Source organism: Streptomyces seoulensis (genome assembly GCF_022846655.1).
GTDB lineage: Bacteria > Actinomycetota > Actinomycetes > Streptomycetales > Streptomycetaceae > Streptomyces.
On the sequence record NZ_AP025667.1, the window covers coordinates 5,313,046 to 5,325,032 of the forward strand.

The following is an 11,987-nucleotide window of genomic DNA, read 5'->3' on the forward strand; positions in this document are numbered from 1 at the left end:
TCAGATCTGCTCGGCCAGGACGCGCAGCCGCGCCGCGAACTCCCCGGTCCCCTCCGCCCCGCCCTCCTCGGCGGCGCGCCGGCCCACCTCGGCGGTGAACGCGCCCAGCGTCGGGTTCTCGAAGAGCGCCCGCACGGGCACGGCGAGGCCGAGCAGGTCCTCGATGCCGTAGGTGACCTGGGTGACCAGCAGCGAGTGGCCGCCGAGGACGAAGAAGTCGTCCCCTGGGTCCGGTGCTGCGTCGGTGAGCAGCACCTCGGCCCACAGCGCGCCCAGCACCCGGCCCAGCAGTTCCCCGTCCGGCCCCGGCAGTCCCGTCACCGGGGCGGGCGCGTGTGCCGCCGGGGCCTCGGGCGCCGTGCCGAGCGCGTCCAGTTCCGGCAGTTCGTACGCCGAGATCCGGCGCCCGGTGTCCGCCGCGAGCTGCCCGAGCAGGCGCAGCCAGGCCGCGCACAGCGTCTCGACGGTGGCCGCGTCGAACAGGTCGGTGCGGTAGGTGAAGGTGCCGCCCAGGGTGCCGTCGCGCTGCTCCAGCATCAGTTCCAGGTCGAACTTGGCGGTGCTGTAGGCCGGCCGCACCTCCTCGGCGGTGACGCCGGGCAGGCCGAGGGCGTCGCCGCCCGCGTCGTCGAGCGAGAACACCACCTGGAACACGGGGTTGTGGCCGAGGTCGCGGCGCGGGCGCAGCTCCTCCACCACGCGCTCGAAGGGCACGTCCTGGTGGGCGTAGCCGTCGAGCGCGGTGTCCCGGACGCGGGTGAGCAGGTCGGCGAAGACGGGGTCGTCGTCGACACGGGTGCGCAGTGCGAGCACGTTGGTGAAGAAGCCGAGCACCGGCTCGAGTTCGACGCGGGTCCGGCCCGAGGCGGGCGTGCCGACGACGAGTTCCGTGTCGCCGCCGGAGCGGGCGAGGAGGACGTCGAAGGCGGCGAGCAGCGTCATGAACAGGGTGGCGCCGCGCTCACGGCCGTAGGCGCGCAGCGCGGCGTACACATCGTCGGGGACGGTGAAGGCGACGGAGGCGCCCGCGCGGGTGACGGCGGGGGTGCGGGGCCGGTCCAGGGGCAGCGTGGTGGTGGCGGGGGCACCGGCGAGCCGTTCCCGCCAGTGCGCGAGGCCCCTGCGGCCCTCCTCGCCGTCCAGCCAGTCGCGCTGCCAGACCGCGAAGTCGGCGTACTGGAGGGGCAGCGGGGCGAGGTCGGCCGGGCGGCCCTCGGTGTGCGCGGTGTACAGCTCGGACAGCTCCCGCAGCAGCACGCCAAAGGACCAGCCGTCGGTGGCGATGTGGTGCTGGCCGAGCAGGAGCAGGTGCTCGTCCTCGCCGGTGGCGACCAGGGTGGCCCGGATCAGCGGGCCGTGCTCCAGGTCGAAGGGGAGGAGTTCGTCGGCGCGGATCAGCTCGCGTACGGCGGCGTCGCGGGTGGTGGCGTCCAGGCCGGAGAGGTCGGCGCGCTTGAGCGGCACGCTCACCGTGTCCCGCACGAGCTGCACGGGACGCCCGGCGGTGCCGCGTACGTACACCGTGCGCAGCGCCTCGTGGCGGTCGGCGAGCGCCTGGAGGGCGGCGGCGAGGGCTTCGGTGTCGAGCGGGCCGCGCAGCCGGAGCGTCTCGGGGACGTTGTAGCTGACGTCGCCCTCGCCGAGCCGGTCGAGGAACCAGAGCTGTTCCTGGGCGTAGGAGAGCGGGTGCCCGGCGGGGTCCCGGGGGACCGGGGTGACGGGGCGTTCCTCGCGGCCGTCGCCCGCGCGGGCCAGCTCGGCGGCGAGGGCGGCCACGGTCGGGTGCTGGTAGAGGACGCGCAGCGGCACGTCCCGGCCGAGCACCCGGCGCATCCGGGAGACGACCTGGGTCATCAGCAGCGAACTTCCGCCCAGGGCGAAGAAGTTGTCCGACCGGCCCACCTCGGTGAGCCCCAGCACCTCGGCCCAGATCCCGGCGAGGATCTCCTCCACCGGGGTCCGGGGCGCACCGCCGCGCGCGGTGGCGCCTCCGGCGGCGGAGGCGGGTTCGGGCAGCGCACGCCGGTTGATCTTGCCGTTGGCGTTCAGCGGCATCTCGTCCAGGGTGACGAGCACCGAGGGCAGCATGTAGGCGGGGAGCCGGTCGACCAGGTAGGGGGTGAGGTCGGGGCGGGCGGCGGACACGAACGTGACGTAGCCGACCAGGCGGGTCTCCCCGGTGCCGCTCGCGGTGTGGACGACCACGACGGCGTTGTCCACGTCCGGGTGGGCGCGCAGCACGGACTCGATCTCGCCCAGTTCGATGCGGAAGCCGTTGACCTTCACCTGGTTGTCGATCCGGCCGAGGATCTCCAGCACGCCGTCGGGCCGGTACCGGGCGAGGTCGCCGGAGCGGTAGAGCCGGGCGCCGGGCTCGGCGGAGAACGGGTCGGGCAGATAGCGCTGGGCGGTGCGGGAGGCGTCCCGGTGGTAGCCGCGGCCGACGCCGGCCCCGCCGACGTACAGCTCGCCGGGCACGCCGACGGGCTGGGGCTGGAGGCGGTCGTTGAGGACGTAGACCTGGTTGTTGCCGGTGGGGCGGCCGATCGGGACGATGCCCTCGATGACCTCGGGGACCTCCGCGCGGGCCAGGGTGGCGTTGTCGATGGCGGTCTCGCTGAGCCCGTACGCGGCGACGATCTGGGTGTCGGGGCGGCACAGGGTGCGCACCCGCATGTAGTCCCGCGCGTACCAGATGTCGCTGCCCGCGACGAGCAGGTCCAGGAAGGACAGGTCGGCGCCGGTCTCCTCCAGGTGGTCGACGAGCGCGGCCAGGATGGGGGTGATGAACTCGGCGCTGTTGACGTCCTCCGCCACCATCAGCCGGTACAGGTCCGGCGGGGACATGACCGTCTCGTGCGGGACGACGACCAGCTTGGCGCCGCTGAACAGGGCGCGGGTGGCGTCGGCGATGAAGATGTCGAAGGCGAAGCTCGTCATCTGCAGGTGCGAGCGCATCGGGTGGCCGCCCAGGTAGGCGGACTCCCAGAAGCGGAAGTAGTTCACGTAGTTGGCGTGCGTGACCATGGCGCACTTCGGGGTGCCGGTGGAGCCCGAGGTGTAGAACATGCAGGACAGGTTGTCCGGGCCGGCCTCGGCGTCCGGCGCGGTGCCGGGCAGGCCGGCCAGCAGTTCGGCCTCCTCGTCCAGCAGCAGGGCGCCCTGGACCGGGGGCAGGTCGCGCAGGGTGTCGGTGGTGGTCACGACCAGAGGTACGGCCGCGTGCGCCAGCATGTACTCCAGCCGCTCGCGCGGGTACTCGGGGTCGAGCGGCACGTACACGCCGCCCGACTTGAGCACGCCGAGGAAGGCGACGACGGTGTCCACGCCGCGTTCCATGCAGACGCCGACCGGGGTCTCCGCGCGCACCCCGCGCCGCCGGAGCAGATGGGCGAGCCGGTTGGCGCGGCGGTCGAGTTCGGCGTAGGTCAGCCGGTCCTCGCCCTTGACCACGGCGGGCGCGTCCGGGGTGCGGGCGACCTGCGCCTCGAACAGGGCGTGCATGGTGGGCTCTTCGCCGACCGGGAACGCTGTGTCGTTCCAGGCGCGTAGCTGGCGGTGCTCCTCCTCGGGGGTGAGCAGGGGCACGGTGGCCACGGGGGCGTCGGGCGCGGCGACCAGCTCGGTCAGGAGGCGGAGCCAGTGTCCGGCGGCGCGGCGCATGGTGGCGGCGTCGAAGAGGTCGGTCGCGTACTCCAGTTCGCCCTGGAAGCCGTCGCCCTTCTGGATGAGGTCGAGGCTCAGGTCGAACTTGGAGGTGAGCCGCTCGTCCTCCAGCAGCTCCGCGGTGAGCCCCGGCAGGGTCAGCTCGCCGGTCTGCCCGGCCGCCAGCATGCCGAAGCTGGCCTGCACCAGCGGGGAGTAGCTGGGGTCGCGTTCGGGCTCGACCACCCGGACCACGTCGTCGAACTGGACCTCCATGTTCTCGAAGGCCGCGTACACCGACTCGGCGACCCGCGCGAGCAGCGGGCGGAACCCGGCGGCGGGGTCCACGTCGGCGCGGATCGCCAGGGTGTTGACGAAGCAGCCGATCAGCGGGTCGAGGTCGGGTTCGGGGCGGCGGACGACGGGCACACCGACGGCCAGGTCGTGCTGGCCGGTGTAGCGGGCGAGCAGCACGAAGAAGGCGGACAGCATGACGGCGAACGGGGTGACACCCTCCTCCTCCGCCAGCCGCTCCACGGCGGAGGTGAGTTCCGGGCCCACCTCGAAGGGGGCAGCGGCGCCCTGGTAGCTCTGCACGGCGGGCCTGGGTCGGTCCGCCGGGAGCTGAAGGGTGGGCGGCGGGGTGGCGAACCGCTCCTGCCAGTACCGCAGTTGGCTTCCGACGTCGGCGGTGCGGCTGCGCTCGGCGTAGTCGGCGTACTGGACGGTCAGCGTGGGCAGTCCGGGCTCGCGGCCCTCGGTGTGCGCGGTGTACAGCTCGCCCAGTTCGGCGAGGAGGACGCCGCAGGAGGAGCCGTCGAAGACGATGTGGTGGAAGGTGAGCACCAGCACGTGGTCGGTGGCCCCGGCACGCACCAGGGCGGCCCGCAGGACCGGACCCTCGGCGAGGTCGAAGGGGGCGTGCGTCTCCTCGGTGACGAGCTTGCGCAGCAGTTCCTCGCGCTCGTCGACGGGGGCGGCGGACAGGTCGTGCACGGGCAGCGGCACATGGGCGCCGGCCGTGGTGACCTGCACGGGGACACCGTCGCGGTCGGGGAAGCGGGTGCGCAGCACCTCGTGCCGGGTGACGATGTCGCGCAGGCAGCGCTGGAGCACCCCGAGGTCGAGGGCGCCGCGCAGCCGCAGCACGACGGGCAGGTTGTAGAGCGAGCCGCCGGGCTGGACGCGGTCCATGAACCAGAGCTGCTGCTGCGGCAGGGACAGCGGCCGGTCCGGGCCGTGGGCGTCCTCGGGTGCGGCGGCGGGGGTACGGCGGCGGGTGTGGCGCGGAACGATGGTCATCGGGCGTCCTCCGTGCTGTCCCGGTGTGCTGCCAGTGCCTCGACCTCGGCGCGCAGCCGGTCGGCGTAGGCGTCGATCCGCTCGGCGCTCAGCGCGGCCGCGTCGTACTGCACGACGAGCCGGGCGCCCGCGGGGCCGAGGTCGGCGTTGGAGGCGAGGGCGAATCCGACGTCCACTGTGTCGTCGTGCTCGGAGACCACGCGGGAGCCGTCCGTGGCGGGGGCGATGCCGGTGAAGCGGGTGAAGTTGAAGAAGGAGTCGAACAGGGGTCCCGTGGCAGCGAGTTGCTGGATGTCGGCGAGCGGCAGCAGATGGTGGCCCATGAGTGACTGCTCGTACTCCCAGAGCCGGGCGGCCAGTTCGGGGGCGCCGGGGTCGGTGCGGACGGGAAGGGTGTTGAGGAACAGGCCGAGGGTGCGGTCGCCGCCCTCCTCGGCGGGGCGGGCGCTGACCACCAGACCGGTGACGACCTCGCCGGAGCCGTCGGTGCCGAAGGCGGCGGCCAGGGCGCGGACGTGCGCGGCGAGCAGCAGCGACTTCACCGGCACCCCGGCCCGGCGCGCGGCCGCGTCCAGCGCGTCGGCGGTGGCTCCGGCGGGTTCCAGCACGCGGGAGACGCCGATGGCGGGGACGTGTTCCCCGGCGAGCCGCAGCGGGTGCACGCCGTCCAGGGTGTCGCGCCAGAAGGCGCGGGTGCCGGTGTCCTCGCGGGCGGCGAGCTCGGCCTCGACGTGGTGCCGGTAGGGCAGCACGGGGGCGGACCGGGGGGCCGGGGTGCCGGTGCGGTGGTGGTCGAGGCGGGCCAGCAGTTCGCTGGTCATCAGGTGCAGGCTGAGGCCGTCCAGCACACCGTGGAAGTGGGTCTGCACCAGCTCGTAGGTGTCCTTGCCGGTGCGCAGGGCGTGCAGGCGCAGCATGGGGGCGCGCCAGTCGAACGGGGTGGCCTTCTGTGCGTCCACGACCTCGCGCACCCGGCGCGCCCGCTCCTGTTCGGGAAGCGCGGTGAGGTCCTCGGTGCGCACGGGCACGGTGGCCCGCTCGTGCACGAGCTGCATGGGCCGGCTGAACGCGGCCAGGTCGAAGGAGGTGCGCAGGATGTCGTGCGCGGCGGTGAGGTCCTCGGCGGCCGCGGCGAGCGCCTCCGGCGCCCAGGGGCCTCGGACGGTGTCGACGGTGACCACGTGGTAGGCGTGGCCGTCGCCCTCGGAGAGTTCGCCGAGGTAGACCATGCCGAGCTGCAGGGCGGTGAGCGGGTAGGCGTCGCTCACGCCCGCCGGGACCAGCGCCCGGTCGGCCGGGTCGAGCAGGGCGAAGGGCGCCCCCGCTGCCGGTTCCGCGGCCTGGGTGCCCTCGATGCCCGCGGCGAGGGCGCGGACGGTCTGGTTGCGGAACACGTCCCGCAGCGGGAAGGACAGGCCCGCCTTCACGGCGGCGGCGCGCATCCGGATGGCGCGGATGGAGTCGCCGCCGATGGCGAAGAAGTTGTCGTCGACGCCGATGTTCTCCCGGCCGAGCACCTCCTCCCAGATGCCGATGAGGGCGCGTTCGGTGGCGGTGGCGGGCTGGGCGGTGGTGCGGGGCCGCTCGGGCGCGGGGAGCGCGGCGCGGTCGATCTTGCCGTTGACGGTGAGCGGGAGGGCGTCCAGCAGGACCACGGTGGCCGGGACGAGGGGTTCGGGCAGCCGCTGGGCGAGCCACTGGCGCAGCAGGGCGGCGTCCGGCACGGCGACGGGCGGTTCGGCGGCCGGGCGGGGGTCGTCACGGTACTCGGGACGGACCGCGCACAGGGTGAACCGGTCGGTGCTCGTGAGGAGTTCGTCCTGTTCCCAGAACACCTCGAAGCCGTGTCCGCGCAGGTGCCCGGCGATCTCGGCGAGCCGTCCGTGCGGGGCGGCGCCGGTGTCGTCGTGGACCTCCATGGCGATCTGCTGGACCCGGGCGAGGTGCGCGTCGTCCAGGCCGCGCAATACGTCCCACTCGGCGCGCTGCACGTCGATCTTCAGCAGGTCGATCCGGTCGACCCCGGTCTCGGTGAGCACGTCGGACAGCCGGCGCAGCCGGGCCTGTTCCTCGCGCGGGGTGAAGCGCTCGGCGAGGATCTCGGAGACCTCGCCGAGGAGTTCGTCGTCGCGCCGGTTCTCCAGGAAGGTCTGGACGAGCGCGATCTCGGCCGCGGGGTCGGCGTACTCGGCCTGGCCGGACATCATGGAGTAGCCGGGGTAGACGGTGAACGCGGCCGACTGCTCGCGGTCGGAGAGGCCGAAGCCGAAGACCTCGGTGGGGCCGGTGCGGTGGCGGAGGTTCTCGGTGAGCCGGGCGTGGGCCTCGGGCAGCGGCTCGAAGGCCAGGATGCGGGCGCCGGGGCAGGCCCGGTCCACGAAGAGCGAGAACATGCCGATGTTGGCGCCGACGTCCACGACGACCGCGTCCTCGCGCAGGGTGATCCCGCCGCGCAGATAGGTCTGCTGGACGAAGATCTCGTCGAACAGGTAGCGGGTCTCGTGCGGGTTGATCCCGGCGATGTCCTCGACGTTCAGCGGGCGCCCGGCCGTGCGGCGGGGCACGGCGTAGCCGACGAGGGTGCCGGTGCCGGCCGTCTCGTCCACCCGCCAGTCGGCCACGGCCTGGCCGACGGCCGGGTGCTGGGCGAGCACGGCGGCGATCTCGGCGGGCTCGGCCCGATAGCCGTTGATCTTGAGCTGTCCGTCGGCGCGCCCGAGGTGGGCGATGCGGCCGTCGGGCAGGAAGCGCACCCGGTCGCCGGTGCGGTAGCCGCGTACGCCGTCCACGGTCGTGAAGCGGGCGGCGGTGGCCTCCGGGTCCCCCCAGTAGCCGCGCGCCACCTGCGGCCCGGTGACGAACAGTTCGCCGGGCATGCCGGGCGGCACCGGCCGCCCCTCGGCGTCCAGCACCCGCACCCGGAAGCCGGGCAGGGGGCGGCCGACGGAGGGTCCCCCGTCCGGCGTGACGGGGGCGGCGGTGACGTCGACGGTGCACTCGGTGGGCCCGTAGACGTTGAAGGCGCGTACGCCCTCCAGCGTGGCTGCCCGCTGCCACAGCTCGGCGTCCAGCGGCTCGCCGCCGATCAGCAGCAGGCCGGGCAGGCGCTGGCCGCTCTCCCGGTGGTCGAGGACGAGCCGCAGGTGGGAGGGGGTGCAGTCGAGCACGTCGGCGCCCCGGTCGGCGAGTTCGCGCAGCAGCGCGGGCACGTCGCGCCGGGTCTCCTCCAAGACCAGGCACAGGGAGCGCCCGGCGGCGAGCTGGACGAGCTGCTTCATGGAGGCGTCGAAGCCGAAGGAGGCGTTGACGGCGACCGTCAGGTCCTCGGGGGCGTCCGCGTACACGGTGGCTTCGAGGGCGTCGAAGAGGTGGGCGGCGCTGCCGTGTTCGACGACGACCGGGCGGGGGGTGCCGGTGGAACCGGAGGTGAAGATGACGTACGCCGGGTCGCCGGGGCCGGCCGGGTGCGGTTCGGCGGCGGTGCCGGTGGCGGGGAGCGCGTCGAGTTCGAGGGTGGGCAGGGTGCCGACGAGGCCGCGCAGGGCGGCGGAGCCCTTGGGAGCGACGGCGAGGGCCGCGTCCACGGTGGTGGCGAGGCGGCGCAGCCAGGGCGCCGGGTGGGCCGGGTCGAGCGGGACGTACACGGCTCCGGCGCGCAGCACGCCGAGGAAGGCGGCGACGGTGACGGCGGAGCGTTCGCCGAGGACGACGACGCGGTCACCGGGGCCGACGCCGTGTTCCCGCAGGTGTGCGGTCACCGAGGCGGCGGCGGCGTCGAGTTCGCCGAAGGTCAGGGTGGCGTCGGGGGCGGCGACGGCGGTGCGCGCGGGGTCGGCGCCGGTGACGCCCGCGTCCAGCAGGCCGAGCAGGGTGCGCTCGCCGAGGGGGACGGCGGTGCCCTCCCACCCGGCCAGCAGCGCGGCCTCGGCGTCCTCGGGGCGGCCGCCGGTGAGCTGGGCGGTGACGGCGCCGAGCAGCAGAGCGGCGGCGGCCGGGTCGGCCACGGCGGGGTCGGCGTGCAGGGCGAGGCGCAGGGTGGAGCCGTCGCGGGTGCAGGTCAGGTGCAGCGGGGCCTCGGGGCGGGGCGCGTCGAGCGTGGCCCCGGTGGCGCCGAGGGGGGCGAGCGGGCCGGGGTCGGCGGCGGTGACGTGGGCGAAGGACGCGGCCACGGGGTGGTCCAGCGGGGTGACCCGCAGGCTGCGGGCACGGATCGCGGCGAGCAGTCCGGCGGCGGCCTCGGCGGTGAGGGCGCGGGGGACCTCGCAGCGGACGGGGGCGGCGAGCGGGCCGACGACGCCCTGGGTGCCGTCCACGGACCGGCCGTCGTCGTCGACGGCGAGGGCCAGGGTCCCGGCGTCGGCGTACCGGCCGAGCGCGGTGACCCAGGCGGCCAGGGCGCGGGCCTCCGTGTCGCCGTCGGGGGCGGGGCATTCGGCGCGGTACTCCCCCACCGGCTCGCTCCCGGCGGCGCCGGGGGCCTGGGCGGGCAGGGTGAGCGCGGTCAGGGCGGCGGGGTCGGCGGGCAGGTCGGCGCGGTCCTGCTCGCTCTGCCACTCCACGACGTCCAGGAACTGGGTGCGGTCCTCGTCCTCCACCGGGGCGGCGCCGCCGTAGCAGGCGGCGAGCTCGGTGAGCAGGACGCGCAGGCTCTCGGGGTCGGCGATCAGCGCCGAGGCGTCCAGGACCAGTTCGGCCGGCCCGTGCACGACCCGCAGCGGGGCCTCGCCGTCGGGGGCCTCGCCGTCCGGGGCGCCGTCGGCCGGGTGCACGTCGGCGGTGGCGTCGTCGCGGACGACCTGCACGGGCAGCCCGGTGCCGGTGAGGTCGCCGATGTCGAGGCGCAGCGTCTCGTGCCGGGCGACGAGCGCGGCGACGGCGGCGCGCAGCCGCTCGGGGTCCAGGGGCCCGGCGAGGCGGACCCGCGCGGTGACGCGCTCCTTCGGGGCGTCGGCCCACAGCCGCCGCTGCTGGGCGGAGAGCCGGTAACTGTCGACCGTGGTCACAGGACGTCTCGATTCACGTAGAGGTCGGACATGGCGACGAGGGTGCGGCGTTCGCCGGTGAAGGGGGCGCGGCCGTGGGTGGCGAGGAAGTTGTCCACCATCAGCACGTCGCCGCGCCGCCACGGGAAGGAGACGGCAGCCTCCTCGTACAGCCCGCGGATCAAGGCGGCGACCTCGTCCTCGATGGGGGTGCCGTCGCCGTAGTAGACGTTGCGCGGCAGGCCCTCGGGGCCGTACTCGCGCAGGAGTGCCTCGCGCACCTCGGGCGGCATGTTGGAGGAGTGGAAGAGGTGGAGGTGGTTGAACCACACCTCCTCGCCGGTGCGCGGGTGCCGGGCGGTGACCTGGCGGACCGCGCGGGTGCGCAGGCCGCCGTCGCCGGTCCACTCGAAGCCGGTGGCCGACTGACGGCAGTACGCCTCCACGTCGGCCCGGTCGGTGCTCTGGAACACCTCGTGCCAGGGCAGGTCGAGGGCGTCGCCGTAGTTGCGGACGTAGAGCACGCCGTGCCGCTGGAAGCGCTCGCGGACCTCGGCCGGGATCAGCGGGGTGACCTTCCGCTCGTCGGCGAGCGGGGTGGCGCCGCCGGTCTCGGCGGGCAGGTCGCAGTAGAAGTACAGCCTGCTGGGCCAGTTGTGGGAGTACGACATCTCGTGGTGCAGCGGGATGGTCTGGTCGGAGGCGAACTCCGTGGAGGTGAAGACCTTGTCGGCGACCTCGTTGCGCGGCGCGGCCCGCTCCAGGTAGCCGAGCAGTTCGGGGCCGACGACGCGGGCGGCGCGGCCGAAGTGGTCCGGGTCCGGCACCTTGAAGCCCCGGAAGAGCACGGCGCCGTGCCGGTCGAGGTGCTCGGTGACCTGCTCGCGGTTGGCGGTGAGATGGCCGACCAGGTCCAGTTCGGGGAACCGGGACTCGACGACCATCCCGAAGTCACCGTCCAGGAAGGACGTGGTCACGGGTTCGACGGTGGTGCGGCGGGCGCGCCGTACGGGTCCCACGCTCATCGCCCACCGTCCGCGGCGGAGCGGGGGTCGGCCATGGCGGCGAGGATCCGGCGCGGTCCCTCGAACGGCTCGCGGCCGTGCGCGCAGAGCATGTTCTCCACCACCAGGACGTCTCCCTGCCGCCAGTCGAAGCCGACGGTCTCCCCGGTGTGGGCGGTGCGGATCTCCTCGACCACCTCGTCCTCGATGCGCTGCCCGTCGCCGTAGTAGGTGTGGTACGGCAGGTTCTCCTCGCCCAGCGCCGACAGCAGGCCGTCGCCGACCTCCTCGGGGAGGGTGGAGTTGTGGAAGAAGAGGGCGTGGTTGAACCAGGTCTCGTCGCCGGTGAGCGGATGGCGGTGGATCGCGGGCCTGCTCTGCCAGGTGCGCAGTTGGTCGCCGTCGACCCAGGACCAGGAGATGCCGTTGCGCTCGCAGTACGCCTCGGCCTCCTCACGCCGCTCGGTCTGGAACGCCTCCTGCCAGGTGAGGCTGATGCCGGGCACGTAGTTGCGCACGTAGCGCACCCCGCGCTCGCGGAACCGCTCGACGGTGGCCTCGGAGAGCCGGCCGAGGATCCGCCTGCTGTCGGCGAGCGGGGTACGCCCGCCCGAGGTGGCCTCGCGCTGGCAGGAGAAGACGATCCTGAGCGGCCAGTCCAGCGTGTACGACTGCTCGTTGTGCAGGGCGATGTGCTGGTCGGCGGGGTGGTCGGTGGAGGTGTAGACGCCCTCGGTGACCTCGTGCCGGGGTGAGGAGCGCTCGCCGTAGCCGAGTACGTCGGTGGAGAGGGCCTCCATGAACGCCCGGAACTTCTCCGGGGTGTCGATGCCGAAGCCACGGAAGAGGACGGCGCCGGCCCGGTGGGCGAGGCGGTCCACGGTGGCCCGGTTGGCGGCCAGCCAGGCGGTCAGGTCGGTGGTGGAGTCGCCCCGCACCAGGGCGGGGAGGGTGCGGCCCTGCCAGGCGTCGTCCACCTCGACGGAGCCACCGCGTGCGCGACGGCGGGAAATGGTAGACACAGTTCCTCCGAATCACGGCATGTCGAACAAGG

Annotated in this window: 4 protein-coding genes; all 4 read right to left on the reverse strand. The window is 74.2% G+C overall.

The annotated features are described in order from the left end of the window. The 4 genes from HEK131_RS24345 to HEK131_RS24360 are packed head-to-tail and all read right to left on the reverse strand — an operon-like array spanning window position 1 to window position 11,955. Complete coding sequence (locus HEK131_RS24345; RefSeq protein WP_244337024.1) at window positions 1-4,947, reverse strand: non-ribosomal peptide synthetase; 4,947 nt, start codon at window positions 4,945-4,947, stop codon at window positions 1-3. Beyond that, window positions 4,944-9,950: a non-ribosomal peptide synthetase gene (locus HEK131_RS24350; protein ID WP_244337025.1), complete on the reverse strand. Its 5,007-nt coding sequence runs from the start codon at window positions 9,948-9,950 to the stop codon at window positions 4,944-4,946. The genes HEK131_RS24345 and HEK131_RS24350 overlap by 4 nt, the downstream gene beginning before the upstream one ends. Then, window positions 9,947-10,954 carry a TauD/TfdA family dioxygenase gene (locus HEK131_RS24355; RefSeq protein ID WP_217461777.1) on the reverse strand — a complete coding sequence of 336 codons (1,008 nt, stop codon included), beginning with the start codon at window positions 10,952-10,954 and terminating at the stop codon, window positions 9,947-9,949. Before HEK131_RS24355 ends, HEK131_RS24350 begins: the two co-directional genes overlap by 4 nt. Continuing rightward, on the reverse strand, window positions 10,951-11,955 hold the full coding sequence (locus HEK131_RS24360; protein WP_244337026.1) for a TauD/TfdA family dioxygenase: 1,005 nt from the start codon (window positions 11,953-11,955) through the stop codon (window positions 10,951-10,953). Before HEK131_RS24360 ends, HEK131_RS24355 begins: the two co-directional genes overlap by 4 nt. Window positions 11,956-11,987 lie beyond the last annotated feature (32 nt).

Bases quoted from the DNA above. Each gene is read 5' to 3' on its own strand.
- HEK131_RS24345 (WP_244337024.1), bottom strand. From the start codon at position 4,947: ATGACCATCGTTCCGCGCCACACCCGCCGCCGTACCCCCGCCGCCGCA.
- HEK131_RS24355 (WP_217461777.1), bottom strand. From the start codon at position 10,954: ATGAGCGTGGGACCCGTACGGCGCGCCCGCCGCACCACCGTCGAACCC.